We start from the raw sequence: 18,356 nt of genomic DNA on the forward strand, positions 1-18,356 counted from the left end.
GCTGGAGCCGACGTCCGGGTTCGAACCGGAGACCTGCTGATTACGAATCAGCCGCTCTACCAACTGAGCTACGTCGGCCAAGTACTGGGGCCGGAGAGTTGCCGCTGCATACGGACGGGCAGGAATTATTGTAGCAAGCCGGAGGGCAAGGCGTTTCAGTGAGGCCAGAGGTGGTGGGCGTGGCGGGTGCGCTCGGCGGCGCGGACGTGATCTTCATCCATGCCGAGGTAATGGGCGATTTCGTGCCAGACGGTCTGCTCGACCAGACGCTCAAGATGCTCGCGGTTGCGGGCGAGGCGCTCGTGGGGGCCCTGAAAAATGGTGATGCGGTCGGGGAGGGAGAAGGTATCGAAGCTGCTGCGGACGGTCAGCGGCCGGCCTTCGTACAACCCCAGCAGGGTTCCGCCAAGGGCTACGCCGCGCGCCTCAAGAGTGGCCGGAGTGGGTTCGTCCTCAACCGTGATGCTCACGTTATCGAGACGGGCGCGAAACTCCTCAGGGATATTGGCCAGAGCTTGTTCCACGATGCTTTCAAACTCTGAGGCGCGCATACGCTACTTCCTTGATTATGTGGCAGCCAGAGGAGGGAGCAAACTGACAACTGAAAACTGAGAACTGATAACCTGTTGTTCTATGCGATGGAGCCAAATGTTTATTCCGACGCTGCGCGAGGCGCCGGCAGATGCGGAGGTGGCGAGCCACATTTATTTGCTGCGGGCGGGGTACATCCGGCAGCTTGCGGCGGGGCTGTACAGCTATTTGCCGCTGGCATGGCGGTCGCTACTGAAGATTCAGCAGATCGTGCGGGAAGAGATGGACACCATCGGGCAGGAGTTTCAGCTTCCGGCGCTGCATCCGGCGGAGCTCTGGCAGGCAAGCGGGCGGTGGGAGCTGATGGGCGGGAACATGTTTCGGCTCAAGGACCGCTTCCAGCGGGATATGTGCCTGGGGATGACGGAAGAAGAGGTGATGGCCTCGATTGCCGCGGGCGAGATCCGCAGCTACAAGCAGTTGCCGCAGATCTGGTATCAGATTCAGACGAAGTTCCGGGATGAACCGCGGCCGCGGCAGGGGCTGCTGCGGGTGCGCGAGTTCATCATGAAAGACGCCTACAGCTTCGACGTGGACGAAGCCGGGCTCGATGTGAGCTACCGCAAGCACGATGCCGTGTACCGGAGAATTTATGACCGGTGCGGGTTGCGGTACGTGGCGGTGGAGGCGCACTCGGGATCGATGGGCGGGGCGGAGTCGCAGGAGTTCATGGTGCTGGGCGATGCGGGCGAAGACGTGATCGCACAGTGCGTGGCGTGCGGGTACGCAGCGAATCTGGAAAAGGCGAGCGGAACGCCGGCAGCAGTGAAGGATCCGGAAGCGAAAGGCGACCCGGAAAAGTTTGCCACGCCGGGGGCGCACACGATTGCCGAGCTGGCGGCGTTTACCGGTGAGGCGGAGGGGCGGCTGGCAAAATCGCTGGTGTATATGGTGGGCGAAAAGCCGGTGCTGGTGCTGGTGCGGGGCGATGACGAGGCCAGCGAGGCGAAGCTGGGCACCGCGCTGGGCGGAGAGTTCCGGCCGGCGCATCCGGAAGAGATTGTCGAATATTTTGGGACGCCGCCGGGATCGGTGGGACCGCTGCACACGGCGAAGCCGGTGCGGATTCTGGCGGATTTGGCGCTGCAGGGGCGGAGGAATCTTACCGTGGGCGCGAATGAAGAGGGGTATCACCTCCGGCAGGTGACGCCCGGGGTGCATTTTCAGGCGGAGTGGGTGGATGTGCGCGACGTGCGGCACGGCGACGGCTGCCCGAAGTGCGGCCAGCCGCTGACGGTGGCGCAGGCGATCGAGGTAGGACATATTTTCAAGCTGGGGCGGAAGTACGCCGACAAGCTGGGCGTGCGGGTACTGGACAAGGACGGCAAGGAAATCGTGCCGATTATGGGATCGTATGGCATCGGCATGGAGCGGATTCTAACCGCAGCGATTGAGCAGAACCACGATAGCGAAGGCTTCTGGCTGCCGCGGACAATTGCGCCGTTTGCAGTGGTGATTACGCCGACCAACTTGAGCGACAAGAACGTGGCGGAGCTGAGCGAGCGCCTCTATAAAGAACTGCGGGCGAAAGGGCGCGATGTGCTGCTCGATGACCGGGATGAACGGCCGGGGGTGAAGTTCAAGGACGCCGACCTGATCGGGATTCCGCACCGGATCACGGTGGGCAAGAAAGCCGGCGAAGGGATTGTCGAGCTGGTGGAGCGCGCCAAACGGGAGAAACAGGAACTCAGCGCGGAAGCTGCGGTCGCGGCACTTTAGTTGACCCAGCGCTCGATTTGCTCGCCGAGGGTAGCGGAGGCGTGAAAAATGGTGCCGGCTTTGAGGCCGCCGGGCAGACGGTAGTCGCCGATGGCGGCCAAGCCCATGGAGGCGAAGCAGCCGCAACGTTCGCAATCGGGCCGGCCGCCGAACTGGCAGGGAGCGATGGTGGAGCGCAGATCGGCGGAGACGACGGTGGTGGCGCGGGCGAAGATGCACTCGCGCGGCGAAGACGGCGGATGTTCGAGCGCCGCGACCAGGCCGCGAGGCATGTCGAGGCTGGGATATTTTTCGCGCAGGCGGAACAGTTCGGCGATGATGCGGGCGCGCTCGGGAGCGGTGGGAATTTCGGCGAGCGTTTCGCCGATCTGCGGCGTGAAAATGCTCATCCAGATTTTTTTGACGTTCGCGTTGGCGGACCATTGCGCGACGAAGCGATCGAGGTAATCGGGCTGGCGGATCATGGGCGCCGTGATGGTGCAGTGAACGACGATCTGATGGCCGGCAATATTTTTCAGAATGCGGTCGTAAGTGGCCGGCGCGCGGCGCCGGTCGTGGTCGGGCTGCAGGCCGTCGATGGAAACCACCAGCTCAAAATTCGGCAGCGCCTGCCAGGATTCCGGCAGCGGGCGAAAAGCGCTGGTGACGACTTGCACAAATACGCCCATCGCCAGCAGCCGAGGGACGATGACTTCCATTTCACGGTAACGGACGAGCGGGTCGCCGCCGACGATAGAGACATGGAGCGGTTTGTAGCGGCGGACCAGAGCGACAACGGCCTCGACGAGGGCGTCGCCGCGCAGGTCATGCAAGTCACGCAGATTCACGCCATCACCGACATGGTCCTCACTGAAAGCGTAACAACCCGGACAGTGCAGCGGGCATTCTTTGGTGATTTCGATAGAAAGTGCAGGCTTGCGGCCGCGCAAGAGCGCGGCCCAGGCACGCAGGACATCCCGTTTAGGCACCATATAAATAGGATGCAGCCGAAACGTTCGCCGGAACACTCTAATGTATCCTGAAGTTACGTGCCGAAGCGGTCGCAAGTGCGGGTAAGCATCACAACCAGGGGATTGGCGCGGTGGCTGGCGCGGCCGTCGGGACGGGTGCTGTTGGCGCTGGTGTTCGCGGTGTTTGTGGCCTGTGGCGTGGCGTTTATCCACTACTACAACTTTTACGCGGAGATCATTGACGCACGGCTGGCCTCGCCGATTTTTCATCCTTCGTCGCTGGTGTTTGCGACGCCCAAGGTGGTGGCGGTAGGCGAGAATCTGACGCCGCAACAGTTGAGCAACTGGCTGACGGCGGCGGGATATGCGGCGCGTGAGGCCTCGCCGGTGGGAACGTTTCTGGTGTCCGGCGACAGCGTACGGATTGCGCCGGGACCGGAGGCGTACCACGCGACGATTCCGGTGCAGGTGCAGTTTCAGAACGGCGAAGTCACGACCATTACCGATCTGCAAAACCAGCAGGCGATGGATAACTACGCGCTGGCGCCGGAGCTGCTGACGACGCTGTTCAATGAGAAGCGGATTAAGCGGCGGATTGTGCGCTATCAGGATCTGCCGCCGATGCTGATTCAGGCGGTGCTGGACACCGAAGACAAGGGGTTTTTTCAGCACGGGGCGGTGAACTGGCCGCGCGTGGTAGCGGCGGCCTACCGGGACGTGCGCGCGGGACGGAAGGAACAGGGCGCGAGCACGATCGCCATGCAGGTGGCGCGGAATATTTTCGACCTGGGATTTGAAAAAACCGCCAAACGCAAGCTGGAGGAAGTGCTGGTGGCGATGGAGCTGGAAGAGCGGCTGACGAAACAGCAGATATTCGAGCTCTACGCCAACCAGCTTTATATGGGGCAGCGCGGCAGTTACGCGATTCACGGCTTTGGCGAAGCGGCGGATGCGTATTTCGGCAAACCGGTGAATCAACTGACGCTGCCGGAGGATGCGTTGCTGGCGGGGATAATTCATGCGCCGAACGGAGACTCGCCCTACCGGCATCCGAAGCGCGCGCAGGAGCGGCGCGACGGAGTGCTGCGGTTCATGGTGGCGGACGGAGCGATCACGGAAGCGCAGCGGCTGGAGGCCGATAAGGCGCCACTGGTGACGACGGCGGCGAACAATGAGGCGAGCGATGCACCCTACTTCACCGAGATGGTGCGCGACCGGCTGAGCGATGCGGCGTCGAACGAGGATTTGTCGACGGAAAGCTACCGCATCTACACCACCCTGAACCCGGAGCTGCAGGCGGCGGCGGCGCAGGCGGTGAGCGAGGGGATGGTAGGGGTGGATAAGGAGCTGGCGGCACTGCGGCGGGCGCGCCATCACGGCCGCCAGCCGAAGAAACCGGAGGAAAAGGCGCAGGTGGCGCTAGTGGCGCTGGATCCGCACACCGGGGCGGTGCTGGCGCTGGTGGGGGGGCGGAACTTCGCCTTCAGCCAACTCAACCACGCGCTGGCGCAGCGGCCGACGGGCAGCATATTTAAACCGATCGTGTACGCCACGGCGCTGGAGACCGGGCTGCTGCCGAATCTTCCGGCGATTACCCAGAGTTCGATTCTGAACGACGAGCCGACGGTGTTTCCGGGCGGGTATGCGCCGGCAAACTTCGAAAACAAATATTTCGGGCCCGTGACGCTGCGGGTAGCGCTGGAACACTCGCTCAACAACGCAACGATTACGCTGGCGGAAGAAGTGGGCCTGCAGGCGGTGACCGATCTGGCGCACGCAGCCGGGATTACCAGCGCGGAGCCGACACCGTCGGAGGCGATCGGCACCTACACAGCGTCGCCGCTGACGATGGCGGGCGTGTATACCATGTTCGACAACGGCGGGGTGCTGGAAAAACCGCGGTTGATCGACTCGGTGCAGGACGCGCAGGGGCAAGTCATTCTGCAGCATCTGCCGAAGCCGAAACGCGTGCTGGATCCACGGATCGCGTTCCTGACGACGAACCTGATGGAGTCGGTGTTGCAGGCGGGTACGGCGGTGCGGGTACGGGCCATGGGATTTGACGTGCCGGCGGCGGGCAAGACGGGCACCTCGCACGATGCCTGGTTTGCCGGCTTTACCGACAATCTGCTGTGCGTGGTGTGGGTGGGGCTGGACAACTATCAGGACATTGACATTGAAGGCGCGCACGCTGCTCTGCCCATCTGGACGGATTTCATGAAGGCCGCCATCCAGTTGCCGGGCTATTCGCATCCGCAGCCGTTCGCGCCACCACCGGGGGTGGTAGCGGTGAAGGTCGATACGGTCTCGCACGAAGTGGCGACGCCGCTGTGTCCGCCCGACCAGACCGAGGTGAACTACTACATTGACGGGACGCAACCGACGGTGATGTGTCACCTGCATCCCAGCCCGCTGATTCCGCGCGGCATTGCCGAGGCCACGCACAAAGCCCTGCAGTTCCTGCACGTCGAGGCCCCACCGCCGCCGGAGCCGGCTGCGGCCACGAGGAAAGGGGAAGCCTTGCCGCCGCGGCTGACCGCAGCTCCGGCCACGGAATTGCCCGCAGCGAAGCCAAAACCCCAGCCCAAGCGCGGATTTTTCGGGCGGTTGCTGCATGCGATCGGCGGCGGTGGAGACAGTAAAAACGGCGGCGGGGGCGGCGGCCTACTGTAACCCACGTGGGCTTGCCATAGAGACGGGACGGGAGGATACTGGCGTCATAGATAGCCAAGTGTGGAGGCACTATGCGAACGCGAGTAGCAGGCGCAAGCGCGGTAGGGGTTGCACTCTTCCTGATGGCGGCGCTATGGCTGCCAGCAGCGGCACAAACGTACAGTTCGAATGCACCCGCCAAGCCGGCGGAGCTGACAGTGGGACAGCGCGCCGACATTTATCTGGCGGAGCGGAACTACACCGAGGCAGTTGCGCTGCTGCAGCAAACGCTGCGCGACAAACACATGCGGACCGCGCCGCTGTACAACCGACTGGGCATTGCGTACCAACAGGTCAACAACCTGGGCATGGCGGAAAAGTACTACAAGGAAGCGATCAAGAAAGACAAGAAGTCGGGCCGGTACCGCAACAACCTGGGCACGGTGTACTACATGAAACGCAAATGGAAGAATGCGGCCAAGCAATTCCAGCAGGCGATCCGGCTGGACCCGACCAAGGCCACGTATTACGTCAACCTGGGCGGGGTGCTGTTTGCACAGAAGAAGTTCGAGCCGGCCCTCGCCGCATTCCGGGTGGCGCTACGGATCGATCCGGATTCGCTGTTTCCGGTGAGCAGCGGCGGACCCATTGTGCAGGATGTACAGGGAGCGAACACGGCCCGGTTTCACTATGACCTGGCGCGGCTGTTTTGCAGCATGGGCATGCTGAACGAGGCGGTGCATGAGTTCAGCCAGGCCTACGACATGCATTACAAAGAGCTGAAAGCCTCGTTGACTGATCCGGCGTTTGCACCGCTGCGGCAGCGGCCGGAGTACCGCACGCTGATGGGGCTGCCGCCCCTGCCGCCTGTGCCGACGAAAGGCGGAAACGGCGGAAGCTTGCGGGGAGCGTATTCGAGCTTTTAAGTAAGGACGATGGAGCCGGTACGGCGGCCGCTGGCCCAGCTCTGCGCCAGATCGGCAGCCGCGGCGGGCGAGAGCACTTCGACGGCTTCGGCTCCGCGGGCGAGCAGGAGACTGGCAAGGTCACGCTCGGAAGGGTGCAGCTCAGGGCCTTGGGCGATCAGGAGTACGCGGTGGAACTCATCCAGCGGCAGCCAGAGCGGGAGCTCCGAGCCGGGCACGAAGGCGAGCTGCTCATTTTCGAAGCAGGTCTGTAATTCCTGAGCGCTGGCAGTGCAAGCGCCAAGCGCCTCCTCGATGGCCGGCCAAAAGAGGGCTACCGCTTCCCCGGCCCCAAGCAGTGCACGGTACTCGTCAAGCAGCGAGGCCGCGTGCGGCCTCAGGTCACAGATCAGGCAGGGCACGTGGCAGCTTCAGGCGGCCTGGCCGCGGGCGCTGTGGCGGGAAGCAAGCGGCCACTCGACACGGCGAGGCGGATAAGCACCGGCCTCGGCCGCCATGGTGCAGCAATAGTCATCAAGCGGCCCCAAAGGGCGCAGGCGCATAACACCATGTTGGCGGCATTCAGCGCAAGTGTAATCGCCGTCGAACTGACCGGAAAAATATCGGCCGCACCCTGCGCATTGTTTGGTGATCATGATCGCCTCCGCGCCGTCTCATTTCTTTCTACTTTTGATGCTGGCGCGAAAGCTGCTCTCTGTCAACTTCAATCCCCGCAAGGGCGGGCTATTGGCTGGGGCCGAGGGTGTAGCCGAGGGAAATGCCGACCTGCCAGGCGGTGGGGACGCCGTACTGTATGTTGTTGTGGATATGGTAGTAGTCGATGGCGGGGCGAAGGAAGATGTGCTCACCCCAGTAGACCTTCAGGCCGGCACCGACGTGAAAGGCGAAGTGGTTGTTGCTCTGGTGGTTGGTACAGCCGGTAAAGGTGCCACAAGAGAAGAAGCCAGTGTAGAAACGCAGGTTTTCGGCGCCGATACCGACGGAGAAATCCGGGCGGATACTGACTCCGGTGGGCACCGGCTCCCATACGAGATTGAAGGTGTACAGGACCGGGCGCGAGCCGACGCCGAAGTATTGACTCTGGCTGGCGCGCCATTGCACTTGGGCGCCGATGCCGAGATTATGCGGCAGAAAGATCAGATCGCCACCGGCATTGAGGTACGTACCTCCGCCCAATTTGGGGACACCACTCGGGCCGGCTTTGGTGAGCAGGGTTCCGGCCCCGATGTAGGCGTCAACGGATTGAGCGGCGGAGAAGCCGATCAGGGTGAGGCAGGCTAGGGCAACCAGCATCCAGCGAACGTGTTTCACACAACCTCCTAACTAAGACCCAAACGTGTAGCCCAACGACACGCCCCAGCGCTGGGCGTTGGGATAGGGCGTGTTGTTGTGGATGAAATAGAAATGCGCCTCGGGGCGCAGGAAAATATGCTCGGTGACGTAGAATTTGAGGCCGACGCCAACATGGGCCGACAGGTGATTGCCGGCGAATTGAGCACAGTTGGACAGACTGCCGCAAGTGGTGAGGTTCTGGAAGCCCTGAATATTTTGCGAACCCAACCCGAGCATGAGCACAGGGATAAGGGAACGGCTGATGTGAATCGGGTCCAGAAGGACGTTGAAATCGTAGTACGTGGGCCGGAGTCCGGAAGAGTTTTGGGTGGCGCGGAAGGCGACTTCAGCACCAACGCCGACGGGACCCAGGAACAGATCGACACCGGCACTAGGAAATAAGCCGCCGCCGAGTTTGGGGAAGTTTTGCACGGCTTGCTTGGCCGTGAGGGCGTTGAGACCGCCAAACACATCCAGCGACTGAGCACGGGCCGAAGGGAGCAGGAACAGGCAGACCACAAGGAGCAGAGTGGACAAAACTGCAGAACGAGTGAGCTTCAGATGACACCTCCGAGACTACTTGCGAGTGGACAACCTGTGTCCACAGTATAGCAAGGGGAGCGGTGGGAGGCCGTTTGCTAGCTTGATGCGCCCTGCGTGGCGCTCTTCTCGTGCTTGAACTTCAAAGGAGGGGTGGGTGGCTCGCCACTTTTTGCCCTGGTCACTTCGTCAGAGCCCGGAACCCATCCTCCCCGGCGTGCTCGCGCTGCGCGTGCGGCTCAATCAGTTGCACTGGAGCGGGAGACGGGGATCGAACCCGCGACATTCAGCTTGGGAAGCTGACGTTCTACCGCTGAACTACTCCCGCTCGCTGAGTTCAGGATAGCAGAGCAGCGCCGGTGCTGGTGCCAAGGCGATCGGCGCCGGCGTTGAGGAGAGCGCGGGCCTGGGCAGGAGTGCGGATGCCGCCGGCAGCTTTGATGCGGGCGCGGCCGGCGGCCAGTTCGTGCAAGCGGGCGATGGTTTCAGGCGTGGCGTCGCCATGGCCGCCGAAGCCAGTTCCGTTTTTGAGGAAATCGACGCCGGCGGCGAGGGCGGCGGCGGCGGCGCGGCCGAGTTCGGCGGGCGAAAGCAAGCCCATTTCAAGAATGGCTTTGACGCGGGCGCCGGCGGCGTGAGCGAGCGCGGTGACGGCGGCGAGCTCGGACTGAACGAGAGCGTCCTGGCCAGACTTGAGCGCCGCGAAGTTGATGACGACGTCGAGTTCGTCGGCGCCGAGTTTGAGACACTCGGCGGCTTCGAAGAGTTTGACCGAACCGAGCGAGTTGCCGAGCGGAAAGCCGACGACGGTTGCTACGAGCACGGGCGTGGGACGCAGGCGGGCGGCGGCGTGCGCAAGCCAGACGGACGGCACGCAAACGGCGGCCACGCCCCAGGCGGCGGCATCGTCGCAGAGGCGGTCGATTTGCTCAGCGGTGGCGCCGGGGGCGAGCAGCGTAGATTCGACGGCGGCGGCAAGACTGCCGGAGGAAGGCGCGGCGTCCGACTTGGGGCGCACCGCGGCAACGATGTCGTTGACGAGGGCTTCGTAGGCTTCCGGGGCGAGCTCGACCATCGGGCCGATGATAGCATTCCCAAAGAGCATGTACCGGCTGGAAGATCTCGATTTCATGCGTGAGGCGCTGCGATTGGCGGCAGAGGGGACGGCACTGGCGTCGCCGAACCCGCGCGTGGGCGCGGTGATTGTGCGCGAGGGACAAATCGTGGGGCGCGGGACGCACCGCTACGAAGAGAAAAGCCATGCCGAGGTGCTGGCGCTGGCGGAGGCGGGCGAGGCGGCGCGCGGGGCAACGCTCTACGTGAACCTGGAGCCGTGCTGCCATGCCGGCCGGACGCCGCCGTGCACGGAGGCGCTGATTGCGGCGGGGATTGGGCGCGTGGTGATCGGACTGCGCGATCCCAATCCGAAGGTCAACGGCGTAGGGTTGCAGCAGCTCGAGACGGCGGGCATCAAGGTCGAGACCGACTGCATGGGGCGCGAGGCGCGGCGGCTGAACGAGGATTTCTGTAAGTGGATCCGCACCGGGCTGCCGTTTGTAACGCTCAAGGTGGCGGTAAGTCTGGATGGGCGGATTGCCGGCCCGCGGCGGCGATGGATCAGCTCGCAGCAGTCACGGGAGCGGGTGCAGACGCTGCGGCATCAGGTGGACGCGGTGATGACCGGCATCGGGACGGTGCTGGCGGATGATCCCCTGCTCACCGACCGGACCAAGCTGCCGCGACGGCGTCCGCTGCTGCGGGTGGTGCTGGACAGCCGGCTGCGGCTGCCGGCGACGGCGCAAATATTGAAGGGTGCAAGGCGGCAGAAGGATTTGCTGGTGTGCCATGCCACTGGAGGCGAAGAGCCGCAGAAGGCGCTGGAAAAGGCGGGAGCGCGGGCCGTGGCGCTGCCGGAAGCCGGCGGCGGACGCGTGGACCTGGAAGCTGTCCTGCGCATGCTGGGGCAGGAACAGATCACGTCGGTGCTGCTCGAGGCGGGAGCGCAGCTCAATGGCGCCATGCTGGCAGGCGGTTGGGTCGATAAGCTGATTCTTTTTAAGGCGCCGGTATTGCTGGGCGATCGCGGTGTGCCGTTGGCCTGTGGGTTCGCGGAGCTCGAGCGCGGCGTGACTGGAGCACTGTCGAGTGAGAGCGTGGGTCCGGATCTCATGATCGAAGTCTATCTGGCAGACTAGAACCATGTTTACTGGGATTGTGAAGGCGATAGGGAAGGTGGAGAAGCTGGCGCGCAAGGGGGCGGGGGCGCGGATGGAGATTGGGGCGCCAACCGCGATGCTGAAGCGGATGCGGCGGGGAGACAGCATTGCTGTCAATGGGTGTTGCTTGACGATGGTTGCCCAGCATGCGGGGCGATTTACCGCCGACTTGAGCGAAGAGACGCTGGCGAAGACGGCGCTGGGCGGCTACAGCTCAGGGACGCGGGTGAATCTGGAGCTGCCGCTGCGGATGGGAGATCCGCTGGGCGGGCACATGATGCAGGGGCATGTGGAGGGGACGGGGAAGCTGCTCGGGATCAAAAAGCTTGCGGGCGACGGTGGGTGGTGGATGCGGGTTGGCATCCCGGCGGAACTGCGGCCGCTGCTGGTGCCGAAGGGGTCGATTGCGGTGGACGGGATCAGCCTGACGGTGGCGGCGCTTACGGGCAACGAGGCCGGATTTGCGATCATCCCGCATACCTGGCAGCACACGAATCTGCGCTGGCTGAAGGCGGGAGCGACGATGAACTTGGAAACCGATCCGATTGCGCGGCATGTGGAGCAGTTGCTGGCCGCGCGAGCGGCGCGAAGTGGGCTTAGTGAACGTGCGCTGCGGGCGCAGGGATTTTAGACAGCGCGGCGGGATTGGTGAGCAGGATGTGCATCAACTTTTTCTGCTCGGGCGTGAGCGGCGTGTTGGGCGAGAGGGCACGCAGGCTGGTGGATTCGCTGGCAAGGCGAGGCTGCTGGCGGGCAAATACATCCGCGCGGTACCAGCTTAGGGCCAGCAGGATGAGCAGCGCCAGAGCGATGGCGGCCCAGGCGGGCGCGGGCAGCGAGAGGAAGCGGCTGGCGGGGCGAGGAGAGTCGGCGCTGTGGGCCATCCAGGTTGCGACGGCGCCGGGCGCGGGTTCGACGCGACTGTAATCGGCGAGAACACCGTCCACGAACTGGTCAAGATCGCGCGGCAACGTTGGCCTCCCCCAGTTTCGCGGCGAGTTTCTCGCGCAGCAGGCGGCGGGCGCGCAGGCAGCGGGTGCGCACCGAAGCCTCAGGAATTTTGAGCATGCGGCCGATTTCGCGGGCCGAGAGCTCTTCGACGGTGGACAGGATGAGGGGCTCGCGCAGCTTGGCGGGCAAGTGCTGGATCAACTGGTGGGTGAGGCGGCGAAGCTGATGATCGGCGGCGAGCTCGTCGGCGGCGATGCCGGTGGCGGCGAGCTGGAGCGGCGATTCGTCGTCGTCAAGCGAGACGGTGTGTACGCGGGAGCGGTGGGCTTTGGCGACGCGCCACGCAATGCGGGCGAGCCAGGCCTCGGGGCTCTCGACGTAGGCAAGGCGATGGCGGTATTTCCAGGCGCGCTGCAGAGTTTCCTGCACCGCGTCCTCGGCGTCATGGTGGTTGCGCAGCGCGGCGAAAGCGATGCGGTAGAGGGTGCGCGCGTGCGCCCAGACGACCGCCTCCCAATGCCTTTGCTCGTCCGTAGGCATGGCTGCAGCCCACGGAGCTACTGTTGTCGCCACCTGTGCCTCACCAGATAAAGAGCGGGCTGGGCGGCGTTCGTTCACGAATTTATTGATGCGGCGTGCCGGGTTTGGCGGGGGCGGGCTTGGCCGGGCCAAAGTAGCTGTTGCTGATGATCACATGGGCCTTGGCGGCGATGGAATCGATGGCATTCTCGACATTTTGAGTCGAAAGGTTCTGTTCGATTTCCGGCTGCGCCTGAGCGAAGGGCTGGGTGGAGCGGGACTCGACCTGGACAATGTGGTAGCCAAAACGGGTGTGGATGGGATCGCTGATGGCGCCCACGGCGAGCTTTTTGACCGCGGTTTCGAACTCGGGAACGGTCTGGCCGGGAGAGATTTCGCCCAGTTCCCCGCCCTTAACTTTGGAACCGGGATCGTCAGAATTTTGCTTGGCGAGCGTGGCAAAGTCGGCGCCCGCCTTAAGTTGGGCGTCGATTTTTTGGGCCTTGGCGAGCGCCTGAGCTGGGGTAAGCTTGCTGCCGGCGCCAGGGGTTTCGGTATCGGTAATCAGGATGTGGCGGAGCTTGGTTTGCTGGAACTCGGAGGCGTGGGCGGTGTAGTAGGCCTGCTCCTGCGCGGCCGTGGGTTTGGCTTCGGTTTGGAGCTTGTCCACCATGGCCTTGGCGAGGGCATTGTCGCGCGCCAGCATCATCTGGGCCTTGAAGGCAGGCTGCTGGTCGAGGCCGCGCTGGCGGGCGGCATCCACGAGGGCGAGCATTTTGCCCAGCTCGTCGGCAACCGCACGCTTGTTGGCAGACATAGCGGCGCGGTTTTGAGGCGGGGCGGAATCGATGAGTGCCTGGAACTGGCTGGCGCGGATATGCTCCGGACCGGCCGCGATGACGATCGGATCAGTGCTGTGGGCGGCCGGTTTGGGGGTGGATTGAGCGCACAGGCCAGCGGCGAGAGCCAGCACGAGCCCGGCGGAAAGCGGAGCAAGTTTCTGCATGCCTTGATTACATCACAGATTTGACCCCTCGATTGTGTAGTGGCTGAGGTACAATGGCGCGGATCATACACCCGCGGGGCAGGGTTGGATGCAAGCCAGGAACGAAAGCGAATCGCTCGAGGAGCTGTTGTCGCGCTGCGCCGGAGCGCCGCAGGAAGACGACTGGGCGGCGCTGGCGCAACGTACGCGGAAGGAACTGGCGGCAGTCTGCGGGCGCGTAGCGCGGCGGTGGGGCAACCGGGACCTCAGTGTGGCCGAAGATATGGTGCAGGAGGTCTATGCGCGGCTGGTGGCGACGCCGGCGCTGAGCCGGTTTGAAGCGCGCGGGGAAGGCTCGGGGCTACGGTATCTAAAGGCGATTGCGGCCGCGGTGACGCATGACCATTTTCGCGGGATTGCGGCCCAGAAGCGCGGCGGGGGCGTGGAGGAATTGCCGTTGTACGACTGGGCCGAGCCGGCGGCGAGCGGCAACGGAGGGGCGGAACAGCAGCTCTTGTTGAGCGAGGTCGAGAGCGCGTTGCAGCGGCTGAGCCGCGTCGGGGGGGTGGACCGCAACCTATTGATTTTTCAACTTCATTACCGGCTGGGGATGACGGCACAGGCGATTGCGTCGATACCGGCGCTGGAGTTGAGCGCCAAAGGGGTAGAAAGCGCGCTGGGGCGGATGATACGGCTGATCCAGGGAGAGGTGCTGAAGCCGAAGGCTGTGGGAGCAGGAGCGAAATGAGGGCGCAAAGGATAGCGGGGATGGATTGCGATAGAGAAGGAAGAGGCGCCGGATGCCGGTAGGTAGCAAGGCACAACTTGGCCGTCTGCTACGGCGACCTGGCGCCGGGACCGGGGGACTGCATGCGCCCCAACATGCATGTCCTCCGGCAGAAGATTGGTATGAGGTCGCGGCCGGGAGTCAGCCGCCCAACGAGGCGCGGCGCGCGCTGGCGCACGCGGCGGAGTGCCGGGCATGCGGCGCGCGGCTGCGGGCGGCGATTGAGGATTTGGGGATCGAGCCGGCAGAGGCGCGGGAGAAGCGCGGCTGGGGCTTGAAGGTGGCGCCGTGGGCGGTCGCGGCCATTGTGATCCTTAGTGCGGCGCTGCTCTATAGCGTTTACCAGCGGCGGCATGCCCCGGCGGTGCTGCTGGCCGACGCCTATAGCGCCAACCGAACGCTGGCATGGCGGCTGCCGGGCGCGGCGTATGCGCCGCTGACAACCACACGCGGGAACCAGGGCGAGGCGCCGGCGGCGCTGCTGGAAGCGGAAGATCGAATTGCGCACGCGCTGGAGCGCGAGCCGGCGAGCACGAAATGGCTGGAGCTGGAAGCGAGAGCCGATCTGCTGCGGTTTGCCTACAGCGAAGCGCTGCAGCATGCGCAAGCGGTGCTGAAAACGCAACCCCATGCGCTGGACGCGCTGAGCGACGAAGCAGGGGCTTATTTCGAACGAGCGGAGGCGGAGGGCAACGGCTCCGATTACGACGCCGCGCTGGAGGTGCTGGGACAAGCGCTGGCGCAGGCGCCAGACGATCGCGTCGCGCGCTTCAACCGGGCGCTGACGGCGGAGCGGCTGCGGCTGTACTCGCTGGCGGTGAGCGACTGGCGCGCGTATTTGCGGGTGGAGAGCACCGGAGCGTGGGCGGAGGCGGCACGGCAGCATTTACAAAAGGACGAGGCGTTACTGGCGACGCATGACAAGACGGAGATGCGTCCGCTGTTGCCGCCGAGGCAGTTTGTCGAGGCGGCAGCGCGGGGCAGCCCGGCACTGACGGGCCAGGATGAAGCCTATCTGCGGCAGGCGCTGGAGCAATGGCTGCCAGATGCATTTTCTGGAACCGGCGCCGCCCGCGGGCCGGCACGTGCCGCGGTGCAAGCGCTGGCGGCGCGATTGCAGCAGCGGCATGGGGACCGGTGGCTGGAGGAGCTGCTGGTAACCGCAGGCGCGAGAGCAGGGCCGGAGTTCGGAGCCGGCGTGGCGGAGCTGGGGCGAGCGGAGACGGCGAATGATTCCGGTAAACCCGGAGAAGCGGCGGCGGCAGCGCAAGCGGCGCGCCGCGATTTTTTATCTCCTGAGGGGTATTCGTTGCCCGGATACTGGCAAGCGGAATTGGAGTGGGTTTACGCGCAGGCACGGGAGGAACATGCGGCGGCGTGCCTCCAGCAATCCGGCGCCGTAATTTCAACGAGCGCGCAGGGGCAGTATCGGTGGATGGAAGCGCAGGCATTGCTCGACCAGTCCAACTGCAAAGTGCTGGCGGGAGATGTGGCGGGGCAGGATGTGGATGTGAGGCGCGCATTGGCGATTGCACGCACGGCCCGATATCCCGGAGTCACGATGCGGGCGGAGGCATTTCTAGCGGCGGCACCGCTAGCGCCGGGCTCGCCAGTATTGTGGCGGCAGCACCTGGAGACGTTACGGGAATTCTGGGCCGAGCCGGTGTCGCCGATGTGGGGGTATCAGCTTTATATGACGTTGGCGCTGCGGTCGGCGCAGATGCAGCGGCCGCACGCGGCGAGGGACTTTGCGCGGGCAGCGGTCGCGCAAGTGAGCCTGCTGCCCGAGCGCTCGTTTCAGGCCATCGCGCGGCGGCAGTTGGCGGTGTACCTGACCGAGTGCGGGCAGGTGGGCGGGGCGGAGAAGGAAATCCAGAAGGCGGACCAGCTCTATGCCACGCTGCCAGCCACGCCGGCGACGCGGAACTTCATGGCCATCAATGACCTGGAGCTGGCGCGGGCGGGATTGCGGCAAGGGAAACTGAAGCTGGCAGCAGCGCGGCTGCGCGCGTACAAGCGCGAGCAGCCGGCCGTAGAGAACCTGAAGAACCGCGCTCTGCCCTATTTCGAGCTGCGCGGGCAGATCGCGCTGGCGCAGAAAAAGTACGAGCCGGCGAAACAGGCGTTTCAGGCGGCCATCTGGATCAACCACATTTATCTGACGGAGATGCAGCGCGACCGCAACCGGCTGGCGTGGCGCGAAGCGAACGATGCGCCGTACCGGGGGCTGTTGCAGGTGATGCTGGCGCAGAAGGCGCCAGCGCAGCAGATGCTGGCAGCGTGGGAAGCCAGCCGGGGCGCAGTGGTCGCTGGCGCATGGCCGGCGGCACCGAGCCGGGAGCTGGCGAACTTGAACGCGGCGGGCGTGCCGGCGCCGCCTGAAGGCGTGGAGCTTGCTCCGGGGCTGGCGCGTTTGCGCACGGTGCAGGTGATCAGCTACGCGGTGCTGCCGAAAGAAGTAGTGATCTGGCGGTTTGATGACCAGGGCATCGAGATGCGGCAAACTCCGATTGCGGCCAAAGCGCTGCAGGAGCGGGTGCGGAAGTTTGCGGTGGCGTGCGCGAACCCGGCGCCGGATGCGCGGGAGCTGGATGCAGAGGCGGAGCAATTGTATAGCTGGCTGATTGCGCCGGTGGCGAAAGATCTAGACCCGGCGCGGACGCTGGTGATCGAGGCGGACCCGACGATGGGGCCGCTGCCGTTTGCGGCGCTGCGCGATGGGCAAGGAACCTGGCTGGGCGAGCGCTTTGCACTGGAATACGCACCCGGACTGGCCTACGCAGGTTGGGCGGGAACTGGGCCAGCGGTCACGACCGGGAGCCGGCTGCTGGCGGTAGCGGATCCGGCCAGCGGAAACAGCTACGCACCGCTGCCCGAGGCGGCGGAAGAGGCGAGTGCGATTGCAGCGCAGTTTCATCATGCCCAGGTGCTGGAAGGACCGCAGGCGACGCCGGCGGCGGTGGTGCAGGGACTGCGGCAGGCGGAGGTGTTTCATTTTGCCGGCCACGCTGAGGAGATGGCGGGCGAGGTGAGGCTGGTGCTGGCGGGAAGCGGCCCGGGGATGCTCGGACCAGAGCAGATTCCGCGCCGCGGATTGCAGCGCTGCCGGCTGGCGGTGCTGGCGGCCTGCACGACGGCGCCGGGCGCGGCGGGGGCGATGGATGCGACCACACTGGTGCGGGCGCTGCTGCGGGCGGGCGTGGCGAACGTGGCGGCGAGCCTGTGGCCGGTGGATTCAGAAAGCACGGCGCAGCTTGACCGGGCATTTTATTCGGCGCTGCTTGCAGGAAAATCTCCAGCGCGCGCGTTACAGATGGCGGAGGTCACGGCGCGCCGCCGGCCGGGGCGCGCCGCTCCCTACTACTGGGCCAGTTTTGGCTTATTCAGCACGGAGTACCGATGAAACCGATACCCTCATTGCCACAACAAGATTTTTGCCTGATTCTGCACGGCCCCTGGGGCGTGCTGGTCAATTCACGCGACGGCAGCGTGACTGCGGCGACTCCGGCGATCATAGGCGGCGGCATGCCGCATACCTATGCCTACCGCGAGGATCAGAACGTTTATGAGAACAATGTGCTGCCGGCGCTGCCGGCGGGCGGGTATGAATTGCGGCTGACCTCGCTGCAAGCCGCAGCGACAACGGCGTTCCCGCCCAATCCGCCGGAGGCGCATATCCGACGGACCGCGTGCATCTCAGACCTGGCGTATTTGCGCGTCCGGTTGCCTAGCTTTGGGACGTGCTTGCTGGGTCACGCGGTCTGCGCCGATGGTAGTGCCAACGCCTGGGTGGGCTTCAATGGCCGGGACGGCGCGGCCGTGCAAGGCACGACGTTTCCGCACTGCATTGCGTTGCATTACCCGGCGGCCGCAGACATTGAGCTGCAGTTTCCGGGAGCGCACAAGCCGTGGAGTCCGGCCAATCCGCCGGGCGGCGGTTGCCGCAAGCTGCATTTGTATGCGCAGTATGCGGGCGTCACGCCCATGCGCGACGACATGTGCGCAAGCCATTTCACCTGCATGACGCGAGTGTTCGGAATCGATGTGGCGCTGAAGGATGCCGGTGGGCCGCACACCGTAGCGCCGGCGCCGGCGCCGCTCATTGATGCCGACTTGCAGGATTTGGCCCCCGTGCTGCGCCAAGATCCACCGTTTACCTGCGGCGGCAACATTGTCATTTACTCCTGA

General features: G+C 64.6%; 17 protein-coding genes and 2 tRNA genes. 8 read left to right on the forward strand and 11 right to left on the reverse strand.

The window, feature by feature from the left end; all coding sequences use genetic code 11:
• Positions 1-2: 2 nt before the first annotated feature.
• Positions 3-78, reverse strand: a tRNA-Thr gene (locus EPN33_06725).
• A 77-nt stretch (positions 79-155) separates the two neighbouring features.
• Positions 156-551: a metallopeptidase family protein gene (locus tag EPN33_06730; protein ID TAN22628.1), complete on the reverse strand. Its 396-nt coding sequence runs from the start codon at positions 549-551 to the stop codon at positions 156-158.
• Between the two features lie 82 nt (positions 552-633).
• Here EPN33_06730 and EPN33_06735 point away from each other — a divergent pair, with 82 nt between their 5' ends.
• Positions 634-2,310 carry a proline--tRNA ligase gene (locus EPN33_06735; GenBank protein ID TAN22629.1) on the forward strand — a complete coding sequence of 559 codons (1,677 nt, stop codon included), beginning with the start codon at positions 634-636 and terminating at the stop codon, positions 2,308-2,310.
• On the opposite strand, the gene EPN33_06740 is transcribed toward EPN33_06735, so the two are convergent.
• Entirely contained in the window at positions 2,307-3,278 is a 972-nt protein-coding gene (locus EPN33_06740; GenBank protein TAN22811.1) for a radical SAM protein, read from the reverse strand. The genes EPN33_06735 and EPN33_06740 overlap by 4 nt on opposite strands.
• A 60-nt stretch (positions 3,279-3,338) precedes the next feature.
• Here EPN33_06740 and EPN33_06745 point away from each other — a divergent pair, with 60 nt between their 5' ends.
• Both EPN33_06745 and EPN33_06750 read left to right on the forward strand, forming a co-directional pair.
• Positions 3,339-5,933, forward strand: a complete 2,595-nt coding sequence (locus EPN33_06745; protein TAN22630.1) for a penicillin-binding protein 1A — start codon at positions 3,339-3,341, stop codon at positions 5,931-5,933.
• Positions 5,934-6,004: 71 nt separating this feature from the next.
• Positions 6,005-6,838: a tetratricopeptide repeat protein gene (locus EPN33_06750; GenBank protein ID TAN22631.1), complete on the forward strand. Its 834-nt coding sequence runs from the start codon at positions 6,005-6,007 to the stop codon at positions 6,836-6,838.
• Here the strand turns inward: EPN33_06750 and EPN33_06755 are convergent.
• The 5 genes from EPN33_06755 to deoC all read right to left on the reverse strand — a co-directional run bounded on the left by EPN33_06755 (position 6,835) and on the right by deoC (position 9,842).
• Entirely contained in the window at positions 6,835-7,239 is a 405-nt protein-coding gene (locus EPN33_06755; GenBank protein ID TAN22632.1) for a hypothetical protein, read from the reverse strand. The two genes, EPN33_06750 and EPN33_06755, sit on opposite strands and share 4 nt — an antisense overlap.
• 322 nt (positions 7,240-7,561) lie before the next feature.
• Positions 7,562-8,149, reverse strand: a complete 588-nt coding sequence (locus tag EPN33_06760) for a hypothetical protein (protein TAN22633.1) — start codon at positions 8,147-8,149, stop codon at positions 7,562-7,564.
• A 12-nt stretch (positions 8,150-8,161) separates the two neighbouring features.
• Positions 8,162-8,731 carry a hypothetical protein gene (locus tag EPN33_06765; protein ID TAN22634.1) on the reverse strand — a complete coding sequence of 190 codons (570 nt, stop codon included), beginning with the start codon at positions 8,729-8,731 and terminating at the stop codon, positions 8,162-8,164.
• Between the two features lie 232 nt (positions 8,732-8,963).
• Positions 8,964-9,038: transfer RNA gene (locus EPN33_06770), tRNA-Gly, on the reverse strand.
• A 9-nt stretch (positions 9,039-9,047) separates the two neighbouring features.
• Positions 9,048-9,842, reverse strand: a complete 795-nt coding sequence (gene deoC, locus EPN33_06775) for a deoxyribose-phosphate aldolase (protein ID TAN22635.1) — start codon at positions 9,840-9,842, stop codon at positions 9,048-9,050.
• Here deoC and ribD point away from each other — a divergent pair.
• Together ribD and EPN33_06785 are read left to right on the forward strand one after the other, a co-directional pair.
• Positions 9,814-10,905 (forward strand): bifunctional diaminohydroxyphosphoribosylaminopyrimidine deaminase/5-amino-6-(5-phosphoribosylamino)uracil reductase RibD, encoded by a 1,092-nt coding sequence (ribD, locus tag EPN33_06780; GenBank protein ID TAN22636.1) that lies wholly within the window; start codon positions 9,814-9,816, stop codon positions 10,903-10,905. The genes deoC and ribD overlap by 29 nt on opposite strands.
• 4 nt (positions 10,906-10,909) lie before the next feature.
• Positions 10,910-11,557: a riboflavin synthase gene (locus tag EPN33_06785; protein ID TAN22637.1), complete on the forward strand. Its 648-nt coding sequence runs from the start codon at positions 10,910-10,912 to the stop codon at positions 11,555-11,557.
• Here the strand turns inward: EPN33_06785 and EPN33_06790 are convergent.
• The 3 genes from EPN33_06790 to EPN33_06800 all read right to left on the reverse strand — a co-directional run bounded on the left by EPN33_06790 (position 11,523) and on the right by EPN33_06800 (position 13,402).
• Positions 11,523-11,897, reverse strand: a complete 375-nt coding sequence (locus tag EPN33_06790; protein TAN22638.1) for a hypothetical protein — start codon at positions 11,895-11,897, stop codon at positions 11,523-11,525. The two genes, EPN33_06785 and EPN33_06790, sit on opposite strands and share 35 nt — an antisense overlap.
• The gene (locus EPN33_06795; GenBank protein TAN22639.1) at positions 11,881-12,417 is read right to left on the reverse strand and encodes an RNA polymerase sigma factor; all 537 of its coding nucleotides are present in this window, start codon (positions 12,415-12,417) and stop codon (positions 11,881-11,883) included. The genes EPN33_06790 and EPN33_06795 overlap by 17 nt, the downstream gene beginning before the upstream one ends.
• Before the next feature lie 82 nt (positions 12,418-12,499).
• Positions 12,500-13,402: a hypothetical protein gene (locus tag EPN33_06800; GenBank protein ID TAN22640.1), complete on the reverse strand. Its 903-nt coding sequence runs from the start codon at positions 13,400-13,402 to the stop codon at positions 12,500-12,502.
• A gap of 88 nt (positions 13,403-13,490) precedes the next feature.
• On the opposite strand from EPN33_06800, the gene EPN33_06805 reads away from it, so the two are divergent.
• The 3 genes from EPN33_06805 to EPN33_06815 are packed head-to-tail and all read left to right on the forward strand — an operon-like array spanning position 13,491 to position 18,356.
• The gene (locus EPN33_06805; GenBank protein TAN22641.1) at positions 13,491-14,129 is read left to right on the forward strand and encodes a sigma-70 family RNA polymerase sigma factor; all 639 of its coding nucleotides are present in this window, start codon (positions 13,491-13,493) and stop codon (positions 14,127-14,129) included.
• A 52-nt stretch (positions 14,130-14,181) separates the two neighbouring features.
• Positions 14,182-17,571, forward strand: a complete 3,390-nt coding sequence (locus EPN33_06810) for a CHAT domain-containing protein (GenBank protein TAN22642.1) — start codon at positions 14,182-14,184, stop codon at positions 17,569-17,571.
• Positions 17,568-18,356 carry a hypothetical protein gene (locus EPN33_06815; protein ID TAN22643.1) on the forward strand — a complete coding sequence of 263 codons (789 nt, stop codon included), beginning with the start codon at positions 17,568-17,570 and terminating at the stop codon, positions 18,354-18,356. Before EPN33_06810 ends, EPN33_06815 begins: the two co-directional genes overlap by 4 nt.

Source organism: Acidobacteriota bacterium (genome assembly GCA_004299485.1).
Classification (GTDB): domain Bacteria; phylum Acidobacteriota; class Terriglobia; order Terriglobales; family SCQP01; genus SCQP01.